The sequence below is a fragment of the Bradyrhizobium sp. genome (genome assembly GCF_027451485.1).
Taxonomy (GTDB): domain Bacteria; phylum Pseudomonadota; class Alphaproteobacteria; order Rhizobiales; family Xanthobacteraceae; genus Bradyrhizobium.
This window is the reverse complement of record NZ_DAIDJE010000108.1, coordinates 1-23,215: the sequence shown is the minus strand read 5'-3', so window position 1 is coordinate 23,215 and position 23,215 is coordinate 1. Positions and strand designations below refer to the sequence as shown.

The 23,215-nt window shown below is 63.2% G+C and carries 25 protein-coding genes; 9 read left to right on the top strand and 16 right to left on the bottom strand.

Annotated elements, in window-relative coordinates; translation table 11 throughout:
- Positions 1-3,437, bottom strand: a 3,437-nt coding sequence (locus NEZ08_RS14485; protein WP_298107919.1) for an indolepyruvate ferredoxin oxidoreductase family protein, incomplete at its 3' end; no start/stop codon positions are given.
- Between the two features lie 358 nt (positions 3,438-3,795).
- On the opposite strand from NEZ08_RS14485, the gene NEZ08_RS14480 reads away from it, so the two are divergent.
- Positions 3,796-4,917 carry a cytochrome c gene (locus NEZ08_RS14480; protein ID WP_298107932.1) on the top strand — a complete coding sequence of 374 codons (1,122 nt, stop codon included), beginning with the start codon at positions 3,796-3,798 and terminating at the stop codon, positions 4,915-4,917.
- A 6-nt stretch (positions 4,918-4,923) separates the two neighbouring features.
- Here the strand turns inward: NEZ08_RS14480 and NEZ08_RS14475 are convergent, their stop codons facing one another.
- The gene (locus NEZ08_RS14475; protein WP_298107917.1) at positions 4,924-5,565 is read right to left on the bottom strand and encodes a trimeric intracellular cation channel family protein; all 642 of its coding nucleotides are present in this window, start codon (positions 5,563-5,565) and stop codon (positions 4,924-4,926) included.
- A 126-nt stretch (positions 5,566-5,691) separates the two neighbouring features.
- Here NEZ08_RS14475 and NEZ08_RS14470 point away from each other — a divergent pair, with 126 nt between their 5' ends.
- Positions 5,692-6,081 (top strand): hypothetical protein, encoded by a 390-nt coding sequence (locus NEZ08_RS14470; protein ID WP_298107914.1) that lies wholly within the window; start codon positions 5,692-5,694, stop codon positions 6,079-6,081.
- Positions 6,082-6,237: 156 nt separating this feature from the next.
- Here NEZ08_RS14470 and NEZ08_RS14465 read toward each other — a convergent pair whose 3' ends face one another.
- On the bottom strand, positions 6,238-7,053 hold the full coding sequence (locus NEZ08_RS14465; RefSeq protein WP_298107911.1) for an oxaloacetate decarboxylase: 816 nt from the start codon (positions 7,051-7,053) through the stop codon (positions 6,238-6,240).
- A gap of 126 nt (positions 7,054-7,179) precedes the next feature.
- The gene (locus tag NEZ08_RS14460) at positions 7,180-7,488 is read right to left on the bottom strand and encodes an NIPSNAP family protein (protein WP_298107910.1); all 309 of its coding nucleotides are present in this window, start codon (positions 7,486-7,488) and stop codon (positions 7,180-7,182) included.
- 85 nt (positions 7,489-7,573) lie between these two features.
- On the opposite strand from NEZ08_RS14460, the gene NEZ08_RS14455 reads away from it, so the two are divergent.
- From NEZ08_RS14455 to NEZ08_RS14445, 3 genes are all read left to right on the top strand, one after another.
- Positions 7,574-8,269: a helix-turn-helix transcriptional regulator gene (locus NEZ08_RS14455; RefSeq protein WP_298107907.1), complete on the top strand. Its 696-nt coding sequence runs from the start codon at positions 7,574-7,576 to the stop codon at positions 8,267-8,269.
- 99 nt (positions 8,270-8,368) lie between these two features.
- Positions 8,369-9,406, top strand: coding sequence for an alpha/beta hydrolase (locus NEZ08_RS14450; protein ID WP_298107904.1), 1,038 nt, complete (start codon positions 8,369-8,371; stop codon positions 9,404-9,406).
- A gap of 158 nt (positions 9,407-9,564) precedes the next feature.
- A complete protein-coding gene (locus tag NEZ08_RS14445) occupies positions 9,565-9,810 on the top strand; it encodes a hypothetical protein (RefSeq protein ID WP_298107901.1) in 246 nt (81 codons plus the stop codon).
- A gap of 106 nt (positions 9,811-9,916) precedes the next feature.
- On the opposite strand, the gene NEZ08_RS14440 is transcribed toward NEZ08_RS14445, so the two are convergent.
- The 4 genes from NEZ08_RS14440 to NEZ08_RS14425 all read right to left on the bottom strand — a co-directional run bounded on the left by NEZ08_RS14440 (position 9,917) and on the right by NEZ08_RS14425 (position 12,588).
- Positions 9,917-10,162, bottom strand: coding sequence for a hypothetical protein (locus NEZ08_RS14440; RefSeq protein WP_298107899.1), 246 nt, complete (start codon positions 10,160-10,162; stop codon positions 9,917-9,919).
- A 59-nt stretch (positions 10,163-10,221) separates the two neighbouring features.
- The gene (locus tag NEZ08_RS14435) at positions 10,222-10,473 is read right to left on the bottom strand and encodes a twin-arginine translocation (Tat) (protein ID WP_298107896.1); all 252 of its coding nucleotides are present in this window, start codon (positions 10,471-10,473) and stop codon (positions 10,222-10,224) included.
- Positions 10,474-10,708: 235 nt separating this feature from the next.
- A complete protein-coding gene (locus NEZ08_RS14430) occupies positions 10,709-11,056 on the bottom strand; it encodes a hypothetical protein (RefSeq protein WP_298107929.1) in 348 nt (115 codons plus the stop codon).
- Positions 11,056-12,588, bottom strand: a complete 1,533-nt coding sequence (locus NEZ08_RS14425) for an acyl-CoA carboxylase subunit beta (protein WP_298107894.1) — start codon at positions 12,586-12,588, stop codon at positions 11,056-11,058. Before NEZ08_RS14425 ends, NEZ08_RS14430 begins: the two co-directional genes overlap by 1 nt.
- A gap of 309 nt (positions 12,589-12,897) precedes the next feature.
- Here NEZ08_RS14425 and NEZ08_RS14420 point away from each other — a divergent pair, with 309 nt between their 5' ends.
- Positions 12,898-13,308, top strand: a complete 411-nt coding sequence (locus NEZ08_RS14420) for a DUF4260 domain-containing protein (RefSeq protein ID WP_298107892.1) — start codon at positions 12,898-12,900, stop codon at positions 13,306-13,308.
- A gap of 139 nt (positions 13,309-13,447) precedes the next feature.
- Here the strand turns inward: NEZ08_RS14420 and NEZ08_RS14415 are convergent, their stop codons facing one another.
- Positions 13,448-14,101: a carboxymuconolactone decarboxylase family protein gene (locus NEZ08_RS14415; protein ID WP_298107890.1), complete on the bottom strand. Its 654-nt coding sequence runs from the start codon at positions 14,099-14,101 to the stop codon at positions 13,448-13,450.
- A gap of 158 nt (positions 14,102-14,259) precedes the next feature.
- Between NEZ08_RS14415 and NEZ08_RS14410 the strand changes: the two genes are divergently transcribed.
- Entirely contained in the window at positions 14,260-14,742 is a 483-nt protein-coding gene (locus NEZ08_RS14410; protein WP_298107888.1) for a hypothetical protein, read from the top strand.
- A 10-nt stretch (positions 14,743-14,752) separates the two neighbouring features.
- Here the strand turns inward: NEZ08_RS14410 and NEZ08_RS14405 are convergent, their stop codons facing one another.
- The 5 genes from NEZ08_RS14405 to NEZ08_RS14385 form a co-directional block, all read right to left on the bottom strand.
- A complete protein-coding gene (locus NEZ08_RS14405) occupies positions 14,753-15,019 on the bottom strand; it encodes an EscU/YscU/HrcU family type III secretion system export apparatus switch protein (protein WP_298107885.1) in 267 nt (88 codons plus the stop codon).
- On the bottom strand, positions 15,016-16,893 hold the full coding sequence (locus NEZ08_RS14400) for a flagellar hook-length control protein FliK (RefSeq protein WP_298107883.1): 1,878 nt from the start codon (positions 16,891-16,893) through the stop codon (positions 15,016-15,018). The genes NEZ08_RS14405 and NEZ08_RS14400 overlap by 4 nt, the downstream gene beginning before the upstream one ends.
- Positions 16,894-16,957: 64 nt before the next feature.
- Positions 16,958-17,740 (bottom strand): ATP12 family chaperone protein, encoded by a 783-nt coding sequence (locus NEZ08_RS14395; RefSeq protein WP_298107880.1) that lies wholly within the window; start codon positions 17,738-17,740, stop codon positions 16,958-16,960.
- 118 nt (positions 17,741-17,858) lie between these two features.
- Entirely contained in the window at positions 17,859-18,164 is a 306-nt protein-coding gene (locus tag NEZ08_RS14390; protein ID WP_298107877.1) for a hypothetical protein, read from the bottom strand.
- Between the two features lie 40 nt (positions 18,165-18,204).
- A complete protein-coding gene (locus NEZ08_RS14385; protein ID WP_298107874.1) occupies positions 18,205-19,398 on the bottom strand; it encodes an RluA family pseudouridine synthase in 1,194 nt (397 codons plus the stop codon).
- A 148-nt stretch (positions 19,399-19,546) separates the two neighbouring features.
- Between NEZ08_RS14385 and NEZ08_RS14380 the strand changes: the two genes are divergently transcribed.
- The gene (locus NEZ08_RS14380; RefSeq protein WP_298107872.1) at positions 19,547-20,482 is read left to right on the top strand and encodes an alpha/beta hydrolase; all 936 of its coding nucleotides are present in this window, start codon (positions 19,547-19,549) and stop codon (positions 20,480-20,482) included.
- A gap of 15 nt (positions 20,483-20,497) precedes the next feature.
- Here the strand turns inward: NEZ08_RS14380 and NEZ08_RS14375 are convergent, their stop codons facing one another.
- Both NEZ08_RS14375 and NEZ08_RS14370 read right to left on the bottom strand, forming a co-directional pair.
- Positions 20,498-21,850 (bottom strand): replication-associated recombination protein A, encoded by a 1,353-nt coding sequence (locus tag NEZ08_RS14375; protein ID WP_298107925.1) that lies wholly within the window; start codon positions 21,848-21,850, stop codon positions 20,498-20,500.
- 109 nt (positions 21,851-21,959) lie between these two features.
- Positions 21,960-22,241 carry a helix-turn-helix domain-containing protein gene (locus NEZ08_RS14370; RefSeq protein ID WP_298107870.1) on the bottom strand — a complete coding sequence of 94 codons (282 nt, stop codon included), beginning with the start codon at positions 22,239-22,241 and terminating at the stop codon, positions 21,960-21,962.
- 40 nt (positions 22,242-22,281) lie between these two features.
- On the opposite strand from NEZ08_RS14370, the gene NEZ08_RS14365 reads away from it, so the two are divergent.
- Positions 22,282-23,215 (top strand): IS630 family transposase (locus NEZ08_RS14365; RefSeq protein ID WP_298107922.1); only part of this gene is annotated, 934 nt, incomplete at its 3' end.

Sequence of the window (23,215 nt, the reverse complement as noted above, 5' to 3'; positions counted from 1 at the left end):
AGCTGCGCGTAGCGTACTTGCGCCTCCTTTACCGCCTTCTCCTTGACCGGCCCGTAGCCGCGGATGCGATCGGGCAGCGACAGCAGCTCGACAGCGGTGTCGAAGTTCGCTGACGACAGCACGCCGAGCACGGTCGCAACGTCCTTCTCGTAACCTGCGATCAGATCGCGCTCAAGCTTGCGGTCGGCGCTACGACCGAAAATGTCCAGAGGCGTGCCGCGAAGCCAGCGCATCCTCGCCAGCATCCGCATTGCCGGCAGCATCCACGCGCCGAAGGCGCGCTTCTTCGGCCGGCCCAGCGCGTCCTTTCCGCCGCCGAGAATGGGGGGCGCGAGATTGAAGCTGATCTTGTAGTCGCCGTCGAACTGGTCACGAAGCTGCTGCTCGAAATGACCGTCCGTGAACAGGCGCGCGACCTCATATTCGTCCTTGTAGGCGAGCAGCTTGGCGTAATTGATGGCGACCGCCCGCGGCAACTCCTCGCCGAAGCCGCGGTCGAGCGCGGCATCGCGCACCTGTTTGACCAGCTTCTGATACCGCCGAGCGAGCCTCCTGCTTTGATAAGCCGTCAGGTGGGCGCTGCGATGAGCGATGACTTCATCGAGCGACATCGATTCCAGCGTCTTCGGCGCGCTCGCCTCGTCGTGCCCCTTCATCATCGCTGCGATCCGCGCGGGATCGGCGGCGGTAAGGCGTCCGAGCCGGAACGCCTGCGTATTCATCTTGATCGCGACGCCATTGACCTCGATCGCCTGCTCGATTGATCCCGCAGAAAGCGGCAACAATCCGCGCTGGTAGGCATAGCCCATCATCATCATGTTGGTGGCGATGGCATCGCCCAACAGCGCTTCCGCAGGCCTCGTGAAATCGACAAAAGCGGAGTCCCTCCGCATGGCGGTTTCCAGCACCTGGTTGACCTTGCGGGACTGAAAATTGAAATCGCGGTTAAGGATGAAATCGGCGGTCGGAATGACATGGCTGTTGATGATGCCGGTGGTGCGGCCCGATTCACACAGCGAGATGGTTTCCTTGGAGGCGGCAACCACTTCGTCGGCGGCAATCACGAGATCGGCGGTGCCGGTGACGATGCGCGAGCAGGTCACGTCCGCTGTATGTTCGGAGAGCCGGACATGGCTCAACACTGCGCCGCCCTTTTGCGCGAGGCCGGACATATCGAGGATCATGCTGGCCTTGCCCTCGATATGGGCGGCCATGCCGAGCAGCGCGCCGATGGTCAAAACACCGGTACCGCCGACGCCGCCGACGGCGATATTGTAGGGCTTGTCCAGCGACGGCCTGGCGGCAGGCTCCGGCAGCTCTCCGAGATCACCGACGCCCGCGGGCGCGCGGCGCCGCAGCTGACCACCGTCAATGGTGACGAAGGACGGGCAGAAGCCCTTCAGGCAGGAATAATCCTTGTTGCAGGCCGACTGGTTGATGGCGCGCTTGCGCCCGAACTCGGTCTCCAGCGGCTCGACCGAGATGCAGTTCGACTGCACCGAGCAGTCGCCGCAGCCTTCGCAGACGGCCGGGTTGATGAAGACGCGGCGTGCCGGGTCTTCCATGATGCCACGCTTGCGGCGGCGGCGCTTTTCGGCAGCACAGGTCTGCACGAAAACGATGGCGGACGCGCCCTTGACCTGGCGGCACGCCTTCATCACGGCGTCAAGCTCGTCCCGATGGGCAACCTTGGTGCCGGGGGCGATATCGGCGGCCGGATAGAGATGCGGATTTTCCGAGACGAGATAGATCTCGCGGATGCCTTCGGCATGAAGCTGGAAGGTGATCTGCTGCGGAGTCAGTTCGCCGTCGACATGCTGGCCACCGGTCATGGCCGTCGCGTCGTTGTAAAGGATCTTGTAGGTGATGTTGGCGCCGGAAGCGACGGCTTGGCGGATCGCAAGGCTTCCGGAGTGGAAATAGGTGCCGTCGCCGAGATTGGCGAAGACGTGCTCCTCATCGGTGAAGGGGGCAACGCCGACCCACGGCACGCCCTCGCCGCCCATGTGGGTGAAGGTTTCGGTGTTGCGGTCCATCCACAGCGCCATGAAATGACAGCCGATGCCGGCAAAGGCGCGGCTTCCCTCCGGCACCTTGGTCGAGGTATTGTGCGGGCAGCCCGAACAGAAATACGGCGTGCGGGTGACCGGCGAGACCGCCTGCATCTGGGTCGCCTCGCGGCCGTTGAACCAGTCGGCCTTGGCGCGCAGCATCTCGGCAATTTCGGGATTGAGATTGAGGCGGAGCAGCCGTTCGGTCAGCGAGCTCGCCAGCGAAGCGACGCTCAGTTCGGCCGCAAAGGTCAGGAAGCGCTTGTCGTGCTCGTCCATCTTGCCGACGATGCGCGGGCGGACGTCGTCACGCCAGTTGAACAATTCCTGCTTGACCTGGTTCTCGACGATCTCGCGGCGTTCCTCGACGATGAAAATTTCTTCAAGGCCGACGGCGAATTCGCGCACACCCTGCGGCTCCAGCGGCCACGGCATGCCGATCTTGTAGAGCCGCAAGCCGATCTTGGCGGCGACGTCCGGCGTTATGCCGAGTTCACGCAGCGCCTGGCGGATGTCTTCATAGCTCTTGCCGGAGGCCATGATGCCGAAGCGCGCGTTCGGCGAATCCATCGTGATGCGGTTGACCTTGTTGGCGCGGGCAAAGGCAATCGCGGCAAAACCCTTGTAGTCCTGCAAGCGCCGATCCTGGTCGTAGCGGTCGTCCGGCCAGCGCAAATTGAGGCCGCCCGGCGGCATTTCGAAATCCGACGGGATGATGAAGGGCTTCATCTCATCGGTGAGATCGATTTCCGCGGTGGTCTCCACCGTCTCGGTGATCACCTTCATACCGACCCAGCAGCCGGAATAACGCGACATCGCAATGCCGAGCAGGCCCATCTCGACCATTTCATGGATGCTGGAGGGGTAGAGATAGGGCATCAGCGCGGAGATGAAGGCGTGGTCGGACTGGTGAGGGACGGTAGACGACTTGGCGCCATGGTCGTCGCCGGCGAGGCACAGCACGCCGCCGTTTTTCGCCGAGCCCGCCGCATTGCCGTGACGGAAGACGTCGCCGCAACGATCGACGCCGGGACCCTTGCCGTACCAGATGCCGACGACGCCGTCGTGTTTTGCACCCTTGGAGAGATTGAGCTGCTGCGAGCCCCAGATCGCGGTCGCCGCAAGGTCCTCGTTCACGCCGGGCTGGAATTTGATGTTGTACTGATCGAGGTGCTTTCGGGCGGCGAAAAGCTGCTGGTCATAGCCGCCGAGCGGGGAGCCGCGATAGCCAGAGATGAAACCCGCAGTATTGAGCCCGTTAGCGCGGTCGCGGCGGATTTGCGCCATCGGAAGCCGCACCAGCGCCTGGATACCCGTCAGAAAAACGTGCCCGGACCCCTGGGTGTATTTTTGATCAAGACTGATCGGACCCTGGTTTATTCCCATTCCACCCTCGCAAACGCCCCGGCTCTTTTGACTTTCAGCTAGTCGCGCGCTGTAAAAATACCAGTGTATGTCGGTTTTTAAGCCGGCCGCATCACAAATATCGCGATGAAAATGCCAGCGAATACAAAACGCAATTTCGTGCTCGCGAGAAGGCTCGCTTTTTACTGATCTGTCGTGGAAAAATGGCGCCGCGAAACGACGTGACACCAGCCTGGCGGTCCTGCGACCAAAGACGGGAGAACGATCGATGCAGCAATGCCGATGGGAAGGCTGGGCGATTCTCATCGCCCTCGTGTTGTGCACTGCATTCAAGCCCGGCTTGGTCCGCGCCGAGCTTCCCGCCGCTCCCGATCCGGAAATGGTCGCCAAAGGCAAGGCGCTGGCGGAGGCGGGCAATTGCGAAAGCTGCCATACCGCGGACCCCAAGAAACCGTTCGCCGGTGGAAAGCGGGTCGATACGCCGTTTGGCGCCATCTATTCCGCCAATCTGACGCCGGATCGCGATACCGGGATCGGCCGCTGGAGCGATGAGCAGTTTCGACGTGCGATGCGCTACGGCGAGGCGCCGGATGGCTCGCTCTATTATCCGGCGTTCCCCTACCCCCATTTCACCAAGCTGGTCCGCGAGGACATGTTCGCGATACGTGCCTATCTCGGCACCTTGGCGCCGGTCAGCAACACACCGCCGCCGCCCGCCCTGCGCTGGCCGCTGAACTACCGTCCTCTGATGCGGCTGTGGAATTACGCCTTCTTCAAGCCCGGCCTGTTCGAGCCGGACCAGAACAAGAGCGCCGAATGGAATCGCGGAGGCTATCTGGTCGAGGGGCTTGCGCATTGCGGCGCGTGCCATACGCCGAAGAATTTCCTCGGTGCCGAAAGATCCAAAAGGCGATTTACCGGCAGCATGGTCGGCGGCTGGTTTGCCCCGCGCCTCGATGCGGCCGCGCGCGGCGGCCTGAAGTCCTGGAGTGTGGACGACATTGCCGAATATCTCCTGAGCGGACGTAACGCGCACAGCCACGCCGATGGACCGATGGCGCAGGTGGTGCTCAACTCGACCTCGCAAATGAGCGAAGCGGACGTGCGGGCGATGGCGGTGTATCTAAAGGGCCTCGCGGCCGGGCCGCCGGAGCCCGCGGTAGCGGCGCCCGCGCCCGAGCAAATGGCGAATGGCGAGAAATTGTACAAAAGATCCTGCGTCGCCTGCCACGAACTCGACGGCTCGGGCGCGCCGCGGATCTATCCGCCCCTGCCCGGCAACGCCAACCTGCAATCCGCCAATCCCGCCAGCGCCATCAGGATTGTGCTCGACGGCGCCGAAACGATCACGACGCCGCGCGCACCCAACACCGGATCGATGCCGCCCTATTCCAAGTGGCCGGATCAGGACGTGGCTGACGTCGTGACCTATATCCGCAACGCCTGGGGTAATGCTGCGCCGGCGGCAACCGCCGAGGAGGTCGCGAAGCTGCGGAGGTAGGCGCCGCTATTTCTTGTCCGCATCGAACACGAATTTCGGCATTTCCCACTTGTAGCGGATCGCGAGCAGGCGAAACGACAGGCCGAGCACGAAGGTAAGCGCTGTCCAAAGTTCATCGTTCAGCTTCAGCCCGAAGGCTGTGGCGTAAAACAGCCCGGTGACGACCGACACGCTGGCATAGAGTTCGGAGCGAAACAGCAGCGGCACATCGTTGCAGAGAATGTCGCGCAGCACCCCGCCCGCGCAGCCCGTGATCATGCCGGAAACGATCACGATCGGCAGCGGCTCGTTCATCTGCCAGGCCACGTCGCAGCCGGCCATGGTGAAAACAACAAGCCCTATGGCATCCAGGACCAGAAAAGCCAGCGTGAGCCGATGCACCGTGCGGGCAATCAGCACCGTCGCAAAGGCCGCGATCGCGGTGATGGCGAGATAGGACGGGTTTTCCACCCATGGCAGCGGATAATGCCCCAGCACCACGTCGCGGATCGTGCCGCCGCCAAGGGCAGTAACGCAGCCGAGCAGGCTGACGCCGACCCAATCCATGCTGCGCCGGCCGGCGGCAAGCGCGGCCGTCATGGCTTGCGCCGCCAGCGCCACCAGCGAAAGCAGGTGCAATACAGTATCGCTGGGAGGCAGGCCCCACATTTTGCCCTCGTGTATCGTTTGACAGTTCCATTCTCGGCCATCTCACGGCGCCGCGAAACAGCGAAAGGCCCGGAACCCACCCGGACGGCTCGCCGTTGTCGCCCAAAGACAGGAAGGAACCCGGCCATGGCCAACGAGAACAATCCCAGCGACCCCTATGATCGCAACCATCTTAAAGGTCCGACCAGAACCTATATCGATGACAGGCGCTCGCCGGCCGAAATCGACAATGATTTGCAGCCCGATCCCGAGATGGCGGAAGGCCCCGCCAGCAATACCCGGATCACGCTGTTTGCAATCGGTATCGCGATCGTGTTGGGCGCCGTGTTCTACGGGCTGAACCACACCTCGACGCAGCAGCAGGCCTCGACGGCCCCGGTCCACAGCAACAGTCAGCCGGGTACGACAACCGGTGCTGCCCCGGCCAAGCCGCAGACGCCATCGCCCGCTTCCACCAGCACGGGCGGCGCGGCTACCAACAACGCCGCCCCCGGCAACGCGCCGGCGAAGAAATAACCGGTCCGCCGATCAATCGGCATTGCAAGCCGCGCCCGCATTATCCGGGCCTGCGCGCGTCTTGAAGGATGTAGGCTGGCCCAGAGCCTCATGGTTCGAGGCGCTGCTTTGCGGCTCCTCTCCATGAGAGTTTGATGAGGGGTTGATCAGGTAGCTTTAGCGGAACATCCTGTTCAGTTCGGCCCCGGAAAATCCGTTGACGAGTTCGCCGAAGGTGCCCTGCTCGGCTATCTCTTTTGCGGCGCGCATGAAGCCCGCCCAGGCGGTACGCGCGAGCGACCCGCCGACGCTGATCCGCCGAACGCCGAGATCGGCCGCCTCCTTGACCGACAGACCGGACGCACCGATCAAGAGATTGACCGGCTTGGGCGCAACCGCCTTCACCACCGCCGAAATCTGCTCCCTGGTCTTGATGCCGGGGGCATAGAGGCAGTCGGCGCCCGCTTCGGCATAGGCGCAGAGCCGGTCGATGGCCATCGAGAGATCGTCCAGCCCCCACAGAAACGCCTCGCAACGCCCGGTCAGCAGGACACCACTGTTATCAGCATCGATGGCTGCGCGCGCCGCCTTGATGCGCTCGATCGCGTGCGCCCGCTCATAGAGCGGCTTTGCCTTGTCGCCGGTTGAATCCTCGATCGACAGGCCCGCGACACCGGTCTTGACGCCGCGGGCGACATTGACGGCGACGTTCTCGGCCTCGTGGGCGAAGCCGTTCTCGAAATCGGCGTTGACAGGAAGGTCGACCGCGGCACACAGCGCGGTCAGATGAGCACAGACCTCGTCGGCCGTGACATGATTGTCGGCCTTGCCGATCGTCCAGGCGAAGCCGGCGCTGGTCGAGGCCAGCGCCTTGAACCCCATCTGCGCCAGCGCCTTCGCAGAGCCTGCGTCAAAGGGATTGGGAATCGGGAAGCAGCCGCTCTCATGCAGCTTGCGGAATGTCGCGCGCTTGTCGGCCAATGAAATGGGCATCGCCGTCTCCTGTTTCGCAGTTTGCAGTATTGGTTATCGGCGGTTCTCAGCGTCCTGGTCAGCTTATCGCTGCACCGCGGGCCACGCCAGCGGACGCAGCCGGCATGCTGTCAGGCTGCTGACAGTTCAGGCCGTCACCTGGCGCAGGAACGTTCGTTCCTCACTCAGGATGAATTTGTGTTCCTCGGCAAAGTTGAAATTCGCGACGCTCTCCCTGTCGGTGCGCAGCCGCGCCCGATATTGCTCGTAGGCTGCGAGACTCTCGAACGAAATCAGCGCGAACGCGATATTGTTGGTGCCTTCATGCGGCATCCAGTAGCCGATGAGATCGCCGCCGCATCTCGGAATGATCGAAAGCCAGTTTCTGGAATATTGCTCGAATTGAGCGCGCTGATGCGGATCAAGCTGATAGCGAATGAAAACGGTCACCGGCATGGGAGCCTCCGCGTGCTGTCGGTCGGGCTGATAACGACGACGCTAGCCGCTTGATCCTCACCAATGCTTCGGTTAATACCGAACTATGAAAGCAGGACCCGACATTGCCATGGTCGCTTCGCTGGTCGGCGACCCCGCCCGCGCCAACATGCTGACGGCGCTGCTCAGCGGCCGCGCACTCACGGCCAGCGAGTTGGCGCAGGAAGCCGGCATCACGCCGCAGACTGCAAGCTCGCATCTGTCGAAGCTGGAAACGGGCGGCCTGATCGAGCAGGAAAAGCAGGGCCGCCACCGCTACTATCGCCTTGCCGATCCCGACGTCGGCGGTGTGCTGGAAGGCCTCGCGGCGCTTGCCGCCCGCGCCGGCCACATGCGCGTGCGCACCGGACCGAAGGATCCGGCGTTGCGGCGCGCGCGCGTCTGCTACGATCACCTGGCCGGCGATCTCGGCGTGCAGATGCTCGACAGCTTGCGGCGGCAGAAGCTGGTGCGCCAGCACAAGCACGACATCGAACTGACGGCCGAAGGCCGGCGCTTCCTCGAAAGCACCCTGCAGATCAGCGCCGAGACGCTCGCCCATCCGCGCCGGCCGGTCTGCAAGGCCTGCCTCGACTGGAGCGAACGCCGCCATCATCTGGCCGGCACGTTGGGCGCGGCGCTGTTGAAGCGGTTCACCGAATTGAAATGGGCCGCGCGCGATCCCACGCCGGGCAGCCGCGTGGTTCAATTCAGCCGCCAGGGCGAGAAGCGCTTTGCGGCGCTGTTCGGGGATGCCGCTTAGCTTCAGCTATCACCCGCTTGTCATTGCTGGCGCCTTGACCGGGCCGCACGTGCCGTTATGCCGGCGATTACGCAAAAAGAATAGCTTTCGGAGACTTCAATGAATCGTTCCCTGGCCGCGGCGGGCCTTATCGCCTGCCTCGCTCTGCCGTTTGCGGCCGGCAGCGCCGCCGAGCGCCAGCCCGCGACCCGCGAACCCGGCATCGCGCAGCGCGAGCCGTACGGCATCGGCCTCGAAGGCTTTCCCTATCCCTACCCGGTGAACCTGATGCCGGTCGTCAATGATGGCGAGCAATTGCGCATGGCATATATGGACGTTGCGCCGGCGCAGCCGAACGGCCGCGTCGTCATGCTGCTGCATGGGCGCAACTTCCCATCGAGCTACTGGGCACCCGAGATCAAGGTGCTTAGCGAGGCCGGCTATCGCGTGGTGGTGCCGGACCAGGTCGGCTTCGGCAAATCCTCAAAGCCCTCCGGCGAACTTCACTTCGACAATCTGGCCCGCAACACGATCGCGCTGCTCGATCATCTCGGGGTAGCGAAGGCCGATATCGTCGCGCACTCGATGGGCGGCATGGTCGCGGTGCGGATCGCGCGCGCCTATGGCGAGCGCGTCAATCACCTCGTGCTGGCCGCGCCGATCGGCCTTGAAGATTACCGGATGTACGTGCCGCCAACGCCGACCGAAAAGATCATGGAGCGTGAAGACAAGCTCACCGCCGAAGGCTATCTCAAGCAGCTTGAGAAGAATTATGCACCGAAGATCCCGCCCGAGGCGATGGCGCCCTTCATCGACGCACGCTTCAACATCAAGGGCGCGGCGGATTATCGGCGCTGGCTTCACGCCTTCGTCTCATCGGGACAGATGATCTACCGCGAGCCAGTTGCGCACGAGATACCGCTGATCACGCTTCCGACGCTGTTCATCATGGGAGCCGATGATCACAACGCGCCCGGCAAACCGCTCGCGCCGGAGGCGCTGCGGCCGAAAATGGGCCAGAACGCCGAATTGGCCAAAACGCTGGCGGCAAAGATGCCGAACGCCCGCGCCGAGGTGATCGAGAACGCCGGACATCTGGTGTTCCTCGATGCACCGGACAAGTTCAACGCGCTGATGCTGGCGTTCCTGGCGAAATGAACGTTACTCGCTTCGTCCATTCACAAAGGGTTCACATGGGTCTTCCTAAGTTCGATCGCAGACCGGGCTCGTCGCTCCCTGGGAAGGCGGCAATCCTGCCCGGTCGATTGTTTATCGACGTAACAAGACGCTGACTGGGCATTAGGAAGGGAGACAACATGAAATATCTTTTCGCTGCTGCACTCGTTGCAGTCACGTTCGCAGGTATCGGCAGCGCCAGCGCGGCCGGCGGCTGCGGCCCGGGGTGGCATCGCGGGCCCTATGGCGGCTGCCGTGTGAATCGCGGACCGGTCGTCGTCGTACCCGGCGCCCCTGTCGTGGTCGATCGGCCCGTGGTGGTCGTTCCCGGCCGCCGCTGCCCGATCGGGTTTGCCTGGCGCTACGGTCGTTGCCGCCCGATCTGATCGAGGCTTTCGCCAATATGGAAACCCCGCTTTTCCGAAGCGGGGTTTTTTATTGCAGTTTCTGCAAAACAAAGGGACGGAAATTTCCGCCCCTTTCATTTTCATTTCACCAGTTGCGGAAGCAGCGACGGCCGAACGGCCCGGGATGCCAGCCAAGCGGGCAGTTATACATCGGGCGGCAGCCGCCATAAGGTCCGCGATGCCAGCCCGGTCCGCAACCGCCCGCGACCGGAATGGTCGCAGTCTGCGGCGCGGCCGCCTGGTCGAGCGGCGCCACTGGCATTGCCGACGAAGCCGACATCGACGCAAGACCGATCCCAAGCGCGAACAACGAGGCAGCAAGTATTTTCATTGCGATTCCTTTCCGTAGGTAAGTTGATGAATATGATGCAGGCGTAGATCGAAATCGTCTCACCGATGGCGATGATGCCAATGATGATGATGCCAATGGTGACGGTGCCAGTAATGGCGATGCCAGCGCACTTCGACAGGCTTCATCCGGCCGACGCTGTCCTGCGATACGACGGCCTGTTCAATTGCCGCCGGCACGGTTGCCGCCCGCCCTGCGAGCGGCGGCACAGGAGCAGCTTGTGCGCCTGCGGCAAGCACGATCGCGCCCGCGGCCAATCCAGCACCGAAATTCAAGAGGTCCCCAGGTTTCACGATGTCATGCCCCTTTCGCGAGCGAGAATACATTCAGTTTTGCCGGCTCAAGATGAACCTCCGCTGAATCCGTTCACGGTTGAGCCCGCGTCCGCGCAAGATGACTCAAGCGTGACGCAAAAATCTTCGGATACGAATGTGATTTAACTGTTTAGCGGCGCTGGTCGGCAAACTCCTGCCATGCGAACCAGCGGCAACTCCGCTGAGATTTGATACGCGCCGGCGAACCGGCCGATCACATCAGCTTCATCGGCGTATCATGAACGACCTTCAGGTCGATGCCGCCGATCAACTCCGACCGCAGCGCCTCGGCAGCATGGATGCCAGCATTGGTCTGGCGCAAGGTGCTGACGTTCGAGCCGAGCGACACGATTCCGCCGAGCACCAGCGCAATCGATCCGAGCAAAACGACGGCGCCAATGCCGACCGCGCCGAGCACCATGAGGAGCAGCAATGCACAACCGACGCCGATCGCGATCCTAGAGGCGAAAATGAACTTCCGGCATCGCTCGGCGGTCTCGGCAAGCCGCTCGATCCGCGCTTCGAGCTGGGAGATGTCGTCGGCCTGATCGTCTTCGTCGATCACAACGGCAGATTGTCGTGCTTCTTTGCGGGAATCTCGACATGCTTGTCGCGCAGCATCGCGAGCGCGCGGGCGATGCGGCGGCGGGTCGAATGCGGCATGATGACGTCGTCGATATAGCCGCGCTCGGCAGCGATGAAGGGCGACAGGAAACGATCCTCATATTCCCTGGTGCGCTGCGCGATCTTGTCGGGATCGTTCATGTCGGCGCGGAAGATGATCTCGACCGCGCCCTTGGCGCCCATCACGGCAATCTGCGCCGTCGGCCAGGCGTAATTCATGTCGGCGCCGATCTCCTTGGACGCCATCACGTCGAACGCGCCGCCGTAAGCCTTGCGCGTGATGATCGTGACCAGCGGCACCGTGCATTGCGAATAGGCGAACAGAAGCTTCGCGCCGTGCTTGATCAGCCCGCCATATTCCTGGGCGGTGCCGGGCAGGAATCCGGGCACGTCGACGAAGGTGACGATCGGGATATTGAACGCATCGCAAAAGCGGACAAAACGCGCCGCCTTGCGCGAGGCGTCGCTGTCGAGCACGCCGGCCAGCACCATCGGCTGGTTGGCGACGAAGCCGACGGTGCGGCCGGCGATGCGGCCGAATCCGGTGACGATGTTCTTGGCGAACGCCTCCGAAATCTCGAAGAAATCGCCCTCGTCGACGACCTTCAGGATCAACTCCTTCATGTCGTACGGCTTGTTCGGATTGTCGGGGATCAGCGTATCGAGCGAGAGATCGACGCGCTCGATATCGTCGAAGCTCGGCCATTCCGGCACGCCGTCGGTATTGTTGGACGGCAGGAAGTCGATCAGCCGCCGCATCTGCAACAGCGTCTCGACGTCGTTCTCAAAGGCGCCGTCGGCGATCGAGGAGCGCGTGGCATGCACCGACGCGCCGCCGAGTTCTTCGGCCGTGACGACTTCGTTGGTGACCGTCTTCACCACGTCCGGACCGGTGACGAACATGTAGCTCGTGTTCTTCACCATGAAGATGAAATCCGTCATCGCCGGCGAATAGACGTCGCCGCCGGCGCACGGGCCCATGATGACGGAGATCTGCGGGATCACGCCCGAGGCAATCACGTTGCGGCGGAACACATAGGAATAGCCGGCAAGCGCAGCAACGCCTTCCTGGATGCGCGCGCCGCCCGCATCGTAAAGACCGATGATCGGCGCCCTCGCCTTCATCGCCATGTCCTGAAGCTTGGTGATTTTCAGCGCATGGGTTTCGGACAGAGATCCGCCGAACACCGTGAAGTCTTTGGCGAAGACAAAAGTCTTGCGGCCGTTGACGGTGCCCCAGCCGGTCACGACGCCATCGCCTGGCACTTTCGTTTTTTCCATGCCGAATTCGGTCGAGCGGTGCTCGACGAACATGTCGAACTCCTCAAAACTGCCCTTGTCGAGCAGAAGCTCGATCCGCTCGCGCGCAGTGAGCTTGCCGCGGGCGTGCTGCGCGGTGATGCGCTTCTCGCCGCCGCCGAGGCGAGCGCCCGCGCGCCGTGCTTCAAGAGTATCCAGAATGTCCTTCATCTCGTCTGGTGTCCCGGTTCTGACGTTCGCATCCTATCGCAGCCGGCAATCTGGCGAACGGCACAACCAAGGGACACCAGCAATATCATTCCTGGTATGGCCTTGATGCTGACGTTCCTTCTGAGAGCTCGCGGCGACCCTGAAAGAAACCTCAGAGTCGCCACACCAGCCCAGCCCGATCTCCTGCCTTTGCTTGCGTTCTAACAGGCCTTTCGCCAAGGGGAAACGCCCTCCGCGAACGATAAGGGGAGCTTCTCGACCTGGCCTGGGCTGCCTAATATCTGGAAGCGCATACTGGGAGGCAGACCGATGGAGGGAATGGCAAGTCAGGCGATGACCGGCAGTGCATCCGGCGGGGTACGAATCCTGCTCCGCCTGGAAGGATTGACGTTGTTTGCCGGAATGACGCTGGTCTACGCCTTCTGGGGCGGATCCTGGTGGCTCTACGCGGTCCTGTTCCTGGCGCCGGATTTAAGCTTTCTCGCTTATCTCGCCGGGCCCAAGACCGGCGCCGCCGTCTACAACGCCGCCCACAGCACCATCATCCCGGTAGCGCTATTTGGGATCGGCTTCGGCTTTGCGCCGCCGCTGGTGCTGTCGCTGGGGCTGATCTGGCTTTCGCATATCGGCATCGATCGCGCGCTGGGCTATGGGCTGAAATACCAGGCGGGCTTCGGCTTCACCCATCTGGGCAGGATCGGCCGCGATGCGAAGGCTTGAGGCCCCGCTTCGCTTGCGTCATGTCATTCCGGGAGGGCCGCAAAAGCACCAGATCCCAGATGCGCAATTGAGCATCCAGAATCCTGATCCCGGGGCTGCTCCTCGTGCATCCCGGGACGCCTCGCCTTCGGCGCGAGCTTCACTTCTCTCCCGCCTTGAACGGCGGCTCCTTGCCGGGCGGCACGGTCTGCTCCGCCATCGCCAGCATCATCGCAACCATCACGTAGTTGCCCGCAACCGCCGTCAGGTCCACGATCTGCTGATCGCTGAACAGCTTCTTGGCTCGCGCAAAGGTTTCGTCGGATACTTTCTGCGTCGTCGTCAGTTCGGTGACGAAGTCGTAGACGAGCGCCTCGTCATCGGCCATGCCCGAGGGCCGCTTGCCCTCCTTCAGTTCGGCGATGATTTCCGCCTTCAGCCCGGCCTTGGCCGCAATCGGCGCATGCGCGAACCATTCGACCTGCGAACGCCATTGCCGCCCGATGATCAGGATCGCAAATTCGTTGAGACGGGTCGGGACCGAGGTCTCCCAGCGCAGATAATGGAACAAATCGAACAGGCGCTGGCCGAGTACGGGGCTGCGCAGCAGCGGATTATATGGCCCGCCGATTCCAACGCTCGAAATCTTCATGATCTTCTCGCCGAGCGGCTTTTGCGCCTCGTTAAGCTCGTCCATGGAGAGCTGCGGAAAACGCGGCTCCTTGCCGGTTGCGGACGGCGCGAACATCGTCGCGGCAACCCAGCCGCTGGCGGCGGCCAGCATCATAGACGAGGTGAGAAGAGCAGATTTCATGGATTCCTCCGGCTTGTTCTGTTGTTCTGGCGGTCAGGGCGCTGAAGTCTAGTTCAGGGTTTCGGCCCGCACCAGAGTTCCCGGACCCCTCCTGCTGTTCCGGCGTTAGAGCATCAAAGGTTTGATGCCCCTTCCGGAAAAGCAATGGAGATTGCACGATGCATGGATCAAGGATCGCGCAGGCAGGAATGCTGATCGCCACCTTGGCGTTTCCCGCGCACTCGACAGTGGCCGCGGTTTCGCCGTTCACCGCGATGGCCGGGACGTGGACCGGCGGCGGCGTGCTTCAGAGTTCGGACGGCACGCAGGAACGGCTGCGCTGCCGCGCTGATTATGACCCTGCCGGCCGGGCAGAGCTTCATTTGAATCTCCGCTGCGCCAGCGCCAGCTATAATTTCGATCTGACCAGCGACGTCCAGGATCGGAACGGCAGGATTTCGGGCTCATGGACGGAGGCCAGTCGCAATGCGTCCGGCACGATTTCGGGGCGCGCCGCCGGCGGTCGCATCGAAGCGCTGGCGCAAGGGCAGAATTTCTCCGCCGGACTATCTCTGTCCACGCGCGGAAACCAGCAATTCGTGTCGTTGCGCCCTCGCGGGACGAACATCACAGACGTATCGCTGCAGCTGAACCGGCAGTAGATCGCATGCCCTAGCGGACCCGGCCCGACAGCCGCAATACGAAGACCAGGACTTCGGCAACCGCCTTGTAGAGCTCGGCCGGAATTTCCTCGCCGAGTTCGACATTCGAAAGCGCGCCGGCGAGCACCTCGTTCTCTTCGATCGGGATATGATTGGCCCTGGCGACCTCGATGATCTTTTCGCCAAGAGTGCCTTTGCCCTTGGCCACGACGCGCGGCGCGCCGGTACGGTCGTAATGCAGGGCGACCGCCAGCTGGCTCCTCCTGCTCTCGCTCATGACGCCCGATCCAGAAAATGCCCCGCCGATGCGGGCGCCGGCTGCTGGGGCGCGCCATCGCGGATCACAATGTCGCCGGGCATCAGTTCGGCGCGGCTCAGAGCTTGCGTCAGCTGCGAGACCCCCGACCGCAATTGCGAGGCGGTCGCCGGCCGCTCGGCCCACATCTTGACCGACGTGCGGTCGCCACTCAGCGAAACCAGCGCATGAACGGGGCCGGCCGGCTCGACATCAAGCGAGAAGCGCGCGCGCCAAGTGGCCTTGGCAGCCGATATTTCTCGGCCACCGCCGTCCCGCGAAATTTCGAATTGCGCCAGCGCCGTTCCTTGCGGGGTCGCGAATGGAATTTCGAAATGCCAGCGCGCAATGGAAGGATCAATCCGCATCGCCGCAGAATCTGTGACCTGACCGGGAAGCGAGGCAATCTGCAACAGCGTTTGCCGCGCCAGTGCGCCATCGGTGTCGGCGAGCAGATGCCGCAAGACCACTTCGAACGGCGTATGCGCGTTGAGCGTCGCCGGCGCGACCGGTTGCGCCGAGGGCAGCGCGCCATTGATCGGCGGCGGCGGCAGATTGGTGCGGGCGAATTCCGCATCATCGGTCGTCCTGACGCCGGCAACCACGGGCAGGAGCGCCAGCGCCTGGCCATTCTCGGCCACGAACTGCGACGGGTCGGTGATGGCAAGCGGTGAGGCCTGAACCACTTCCTGCAACAGGTTGAACGCTGCACTGGAAGCCGCTGCGCGCGCCGCGGCCGCTGGCACAGCACTCAAGTTTTGATTGCCCGGGGTGAGTCCCAGGATTTGCGCAAGCGCGACCGGCGCTGCGCTCTGAGCCGAGGGCGTTGCAGTCGCCGTTAGAGGGCTGGCCTGCGGCGCAATCGACGGTGCCCCGGCGATGGCTTGCGGCGCGAGTTCGGCCGCGACCGCCGCGGGCAAGGCTTCGACCTGAGCCGTCGATTCGCCTGCCACGGCTGCAACGGTCGCCGTCCCCTGCTCCGCTGCGCTCACAGAAACCGAAGCAGGGATCGCGTCGTTCGTGAGAATTGCCGCGGCACCGGATGTCATTGTCGCGCTTGTCCCGCCGGTCACGACGGCTTGCGATGCATCTGCCTGCGACGCCAGTACCGGCGCAACACCGGCATTCTCCGTCACGTCCGAAAGCGCCGAAGTCAGCGCCTGCCGCAGCACGATCAAAGCCGCCTTGAGGTCGGGGACACCGTTCGACGCCGGCGCCGCTCCCGATGCGAGGGAGGCTTCCAGAAAAAGGCCGGAGGACTGGAAAGCCTGCTTGAGCCCACCGGCCGTGAGATTCTGGTCAAGGTTGGTCCGTTGCGCGAGCACCTGTGCGACCGCCTGCTGCAGCTGCGACGGGAGGTTCGGCAAGTAGGTTGCAGCATTCAGATCGGCAAAGAGCGGCGCGAGCGAGCTCTGTTGCGTCGCTGCCGTCTGTGCCGCAGTCGAAACCGCCAGCGTCTCGAGCTGGGTGAGGGCAGTCGACGGCGGCATCGCGTCCGCCGTCAGGGCCACGGCCGCGGCAAGTGACGGGGACAGCGTGATAACGGGATCTGACGTCGCCGAGCCGCCCGCGCTCGCCGGGTTCGCGGCTGTGCTCGGCTGATCGACGATCGCAAGGCCGATTCCGCCTGGGGTTTGCGAGACCTGTAGTTGCAGCGTCTGGCCGGCCTGAAGCGGTACCTGCGTTGCGGCCTGGATGGTCTCGTTGCCGATGGCGATTTGCACCTCGCCATTGCCAAGGACCTGGAGGACCTCAGCTGATATCACCTGGCCCGCTTGCAGCACGATGCCGCTCACCGGCGCGCTGGGCGCCGGTGCGGTTACGGGCTGAAGCGTTGGATTGATCGTGATCGCCATGGTTCACCGGGAATACGCGGCGAAGCTAGCGCCTGTGTCGTAAACCCCGCGTTAACCGAAACGTTCAGGCTCGTTTATGCAGCGCTTCAAGAACGGCCGCCGCCGCGTTGAAATCGATCAGCTTGGCGGCTTTTCGCGTCGCCGCCTCCTCGTCCACGCCCCATTTCTCGGCGTTCCAGTCCTCGTCGACATGTGCGGCGGCCCAAGCCTGGTCGGGATCAATCACGCGGTGAAACAGCGCCAGCGCCAGCAGCGCCGATCCAGTGACGGTGGTGATCACATGCATCGCTGCGATGGCCCAGGGATCGTCGGGCAGCACTCCGCGCGCCGCGGCAATGGCCTGTTCCGGCTGGCGGACATGCATCACACCTTGAGCTAGCATGAAATGCGCGCCTAGCGCCTCGGCGGCCCAGAACAAGATCGGATCCCAATGCCGGGCCTCGCGCGCCACCAGCGCTTCGGGATGACCGGCCCGGTAAAACAACAGGTCAGAGCCGAAATATTTCGCGACATCGTCAGTGACGGCCGCCGCGTTGTCGATCACTCCCTGCACCACGCTGTTGGCAAAACGCGTCGCCGGCATGGTCAGGGGATCGATGATCTCGCTTTGGGCATTCCATTCCGCCGCGATGGTCGCCGCGAGCGAACGCACCGGCACGACGACCACGCGGCCGGACGGCGTCTTGATCGGCTTGCCGTCAAGCATGACCGTGAAGCCGCCATCGGCCTCGCCAACAGCGCATTCCTTATAGAACCGCTTGCGCTGAACCGCCCGCGCGGCGCGCTGCGCCGCCTGCATCGGATTGGTCTCGGACTGACCGGCGATCTCGTCGAATAATTCGCGCATCTTCTATCCGGTTTTCGGCTCCCATTTCACTTATTACGGCTGCCCATCGCGGCGTTTAAAGCGACCAACGGCGCATCGCTAATCGGCCGTGCCCGCATTTCTCCCGCAACGGCTACAATCATCGGCTATTGGCGCAGGCGCGCACATAGGAGTCGCGATCGCCCGGAGCCAATCCGCTCGCCGCGGCCTCATCCAGACAAGCGTTGACCTTGTCGCTGAATGACGGGCGAGGCGTGGTCGGCACATAGTTTCGTTCGGGCAATTCATCCATCTTCGGCACTTTCGGAACCTCGATCTTCGGTCCAGGCAGAGGTGGCGGCTGCGCCGGAGGGAGCCCACCGGGTCCAATGATCTGCCCCGACGCCGTACCTGCGCCGAGCGCAACCGCCATGATGACACCGCCCAGGATCAAGAACCTCTTCATGGAGGATATGTCGGGTTGCAGCATGCCTGTCGCAAGGCGACTATTCTTCCGGCGCGTGCTCGATCGGATCGAACCGGCTGGCATCGAAGCCGAGCAGGTTCCACGATTGCAGCATGTGCGGCGGCAACGGCGCAGTCGCATCGATCACGCCGCCGCGGGGATGCGGGATCACGATCCGGCGCGCCAAAAGATGAAGCCGGTTCTGCAAACCTCCCGGCAACTCCCAGTTTTCCTTGTTGAAATATTTGGGATCGCCGATGATCGCGTGGCCGATATGGGCCATATGGGCGCGCAACTGATGCGTCCGTCCGGTCACCGGCTTCAAGGAAACCCAGGCGAGCTTTTGCGCGGCGGTTTCGACGACCGCATAGTAAGTGACGGCGTGGCTTGCGCCTTCATCGCCGTGTTCGGCGATCCGCATGATCGAATCTTCCTCGCTCTCTTCCTTCGCGAGGTAGGTCGAGATGCGGCCCTGCTTCGGCTTCGGCACCCCGGCAACCAGCGCCCAATAGATCTTGCGCGCGGAGCGATGGCGGAATGCGCCGGTCAGGGCGCTCGCTGCAAACCGCGTCTTCGCTATCAGAAGACAGCCCGAGGTCTCCTTGTCGAGCCGATGCACCAGGCGCGGCTTCTGCCCCTTGGCATCGCGCATCACCTCCAGCATCTGATCGATGTGGCGCGTGGTGCCGGAACCGCCCTGCACCGCAAGCCCGGCCGGCTTGTTGAGCACGAGAACGTCATCGTCCTCGTAGAGCGTCATCTCCTTGAGCGCGGCCAGCGTCCTGGCGCCTGCTTCCGAAAGCTGCGCGGCCTGGCGTGGCGCTTCCAGCTTCAGCGGCGGAATTCGAACGCTCTGCCCCGCTTCGAGCCGATCCTTGCTATCGGCGCGCCTGCCGTTGACACGCAGTTCGCCCTTCCGGACGATGCGCTGGATGTGGGAGAACGACAGTCCCGGAAAACGCGCCTCGAGAAAGCGGTCCACGCGCATGTTGTTCTCATCCGCCGTGACGACCACGGTTTGCACTTTCGTGGGCAACAGCGCCGTCTCGTCCTTGGGAGGCGCTGCGGCAACAGGCCGCCGCGCCGGGGGCGCAGAGGCCGCAGGACGCTTGACGGGTTTTCCGGCCGGCCGATGCGCTTGCGGGCGGCCCTCGCCCGAACGAAACGGCCGCTCGCCCTTCGGACGATCGGCGGAATGTCGCTTGGCGAGAGGCTTGCGGCTGCGGCGGCTCATCAGGTTTCGGCTCCAAAGTCCGTCACTGGGTAACGTAAAAGGCCCGGATCGTCACGGCGAAATGAATACAAATTGCAGGGCGGATCGGCCATCTTCCGCGCGGCCGGCAGGCCTTGGGAGTATTTGAGTGCTGTTGTCGAAGCGTGTTTTGTCAAAGTTTGTCCTGGCTGTTGCGGCTGTCATCGCGGCCCCGTCCTGGGCCGCGGAAAGCCCGATGCCGCCGGACATCGCCCGGAAGCTCGCCGAGCTCGGCCGCGTCGTCGACCCCGAGGCCACCGCCAAGCTCTACGCGCCGCTCCAGCAAACCGAACCCTATTTCGGCGTCCGAATCGAGCGCGACCTCAAATATGCCCCGTACGAACGCAACCTGCTGGACGTCTTCATGCCGCTGGCCACGACCTCCGGCCGGCCGGTGCTGATCTTCGTTCATGGCGGCGCGTTCGTCCGCGGCAACAAGCGGCGGACACCTGACAGCCCCTTTTACGACAACATCATGCTATGGGCGGTCAGGAACGGCTTCATCGGCGTCAACATGACCTACCGTCTGGCGCCGCAGTTTCCGTGGCCCGCCGGCGCCGAGGATGTCGCGGCCGCCGTCCAGTGGGTATCAAAAGAAATCACTGAGCGCGGCGGCGACCCATCACGCGTCTATTTGATGGGCCACTCGGCCGGCGCGGTCCATGTCGCGAGCTATGTGTCCCACCCCGAATTCTATAAGGTGAAGAGCGGCGGCCTGAAGGGCGCCATCATGCTGTCCGGTGTCTACGACCTGAACGCGGGTCCGCTGAACGCGCCCGAACGCAGCTATTTCGGCAACGATCCTTCCCGCAATTCCGGCGAGTCGTCCCTGCCCGGCCTCTTGCAGACCACTATTCCCTTGATGGCCGTTGCCGCGCAACTCGATCCACCCCGCTTTGTCGAGCAGCTCGAGCAATTGAAGGCAGCCACTTGCAAGCGACCTGTCGGCTGCGCACGTACGCTTGTCCTGCCGCAGCACAGCCACATGTCGGAAGTCTATTCGATCAACACAAACGATACGCGACTAACGGATCAAATTCTGGACTTCGTGAAGACCGGGAAATGACGCGACCGAGCATTCTTATTTGGCGTTCCGCTCCCTCCTGAGCTTTGCCCAATAGTCCAGGCGCTTTCTGATTTCGCGCTCGAAACCTCGATCCGGTGGATCGTAAAAGGTCTGCGGGCCGAGTTTTTCCGGAAAATAATCCTGGCCCGAGAAGGCATCCGGCGCATCGTGATCGTAGTCGTAACCTTCGCCGTAGCCCTCCGACTTCATCAACTTGGTCGGCGCATTCAGAATGTGTTTCGGCGGCAAGAGCGAACCGGCCTCCTTCGCCATTCGTTTCGCCGCGCCAAAGGCCTTGTAGGCTGCATTCGATTTCGGTGCGGTCGCGACATAGATCACGGCCTGAGCAATCGCGAGTTCGCCTTCCGGTGAGCCCAGGAAATCATAGGCGTCCTTGGCTGCGTTGCAGATCACTAGCGCCTGCGGATCGGCCATGCCGATATCTTCCACCGCCATGCGAACGACGCGGCGCGCCAGATAGAGCGGGTCCTCGCCGGCGTCGAGCATGCGCGCGAGATAATACAGCGCAGCGTCAGGATCGGAGCCGCGCACCGATTTATGCAGCGCCGAGATCAGGTTGTAATGGCCGTCGGCCGACTTGTCGTAGATCGGCGCGCGACGCTGCAGAATGTCCTGCAACTGTGCGGCGTCGAAGGTTTCGCCGCCACGAGCGGACCGCCAGACTTCTTCAGCCAGGGTCAGCGCGGCGCGGCCATCGCCGTCGGCCATGCGCACCAGCGCGGCGCGGGCTTCCGCATCGAGCGGGAGCTTGCGGCCTTCGACCTCCTCGGCGTGGACGAACAGTTTTTCGATCGCTGCGGAATCCAGCGAATGAAACACCAGCACGCGCGCGCGCGACAACAGCGCCGCGTTGAGCTCGAAGGACGGGTTTTCGGTGGTGGCGCCGACCAGCACCACGGTGCCGTCTTCCATCACGGGCAGAAAAGAATCCTGCTGCGCGCGGTTGAATCGGTGTACCTCGTCGACAAAGAGCAGCGTTCCCTTGCCCGTCTCGCGCCGCGCGCGCGCCGCTTCGAAGGCCTTTTTGAGGTCGGCAACCCCGGAAAATACCGCCGAAATCTGCTCGAAATGCAACTCGGTCGCATCCGCCAGGAGCCGCGCCACCGTGGTCTTGCCGGTGCCCGGCGGTCCCCAGAAGATCAGCGAACCGAGCGTGCGGGTTTCCAGCATCCGCGTCAGCGCGCCGTCGGGCCCCAGGATATGGTCCTGGCCGACGACCTGACTAAGCGAGCGCGGCCGCATCCGGTCGGGCAGCGGATGGGGTGCGTCCTGCGATAGCCCCGCGGCGGCGAAGAGACTGGCGCCCTCCTGTTTCGGACTAGTGCCCACTTTCCGACGTTCGTGCACCACCTCAGCATCCTCCATTCACGAACGTCGGAAAGTCGTGGGCACTAGCAGACCCAATGATTCTAGTGCCGCTTTCCATTTGAAGTTCCTAGACAGCACTAGTGGTTCATCACAGTGATTTTGACGTTTTGATACCGAGCCATTCGAGGATGGGCAAGTTTTCGGGTGGCAGGAGAATCTCGATGCTTCGGGGAACACCGGGCTGACGGCGAATGAAACCGTTTCGTTCGAGCGTGACGATCATCTGGTGGACTGACGGCGGGCTGACGCGGAAATGGCGCTGCATGTCGGTTTCGGCGGGTGGGCGTCCGAACATGTGCGCGTAGGTGTAGATAAAAGCCAGGTAATGTCCCTGCTTCTCGGTGAAGCGCGCGCCTGATTTTTGACTCATGGATCGATTCGTCCCGGCCTCCGATGACAGGAGGCGAAGGATGAATGTACGATACCGGGTCGAATTGAGCCAAGCCGAGCGGAATGAACTGACGGCGATGCTCGGCGGCGGCAAGCATGCCGCCCGCAAGCTGAAGCGGGCGCAGATTTTGCTGGCGGCCGATCGGGGCCGCCGCGACGAGGAGATCGCCCAAACCGTCAGGGTCAGCCTTTCCACCGTAGGCCGTATCAAGCGCCGCTTCGTGGAGGGCAATCTGGAGCGGGCCTTGAGCGAGGAGCCGCGTCCGGGCGCGGAGCGCAAGCTGACCGGCAAGGAGGAGGCCCTGCTGGTGGCGACGGCATGCGCCAAACCGCCCGCCGGTCGCAAACGCTGGACGCTGACGCTTTTGGCCGACACGATGGTCAAGCTCACCGATCACGACAGCCTGTCGGGCGAGACCGTGCGCCGCCGGCTGGTTGAGAACGACCTCAAGCCGTGGCGCAGGGACATGTGGTGCATTCCCCATGTCGACGGCGAATACGTCGCCCGCATGGAGGACGTGCTCGATCTCTATGCCGAGCCGCCGGATCCTGCCCGGCCGCTGGTCTGCTTCGACGAGACCCCCGTCCAGCTGGTCGGCGAGGTGCGGCAGCCGATTCCGGCCGAGCCGGGACAGCGCGAGCGCTACGATTACGAGTACCGCCGCAACGGCACCGTCAATCTCTTCGTTACCTTCGACCCGCATCGCGGCTGGCGCAACGTCAAGGTCACCGACCGCCGCGCCGCCGTGGACTACGCCCACTGCATGCGCGAGCTCGTCGACGTCCATTATCCCGATGCCGATTGCATCCGTGTCGTGCAGGACAATCTGTCGACCCATACCGCCGGCGCCCTCTACCAGGCTTTTGCCCCTGCCGAGGCCCGCCGCATCCTGCGCCGCATCGAGTTCCACTACACCCCGAAACACGCCAGTTGGCTCAACATGGTCGAGTGCG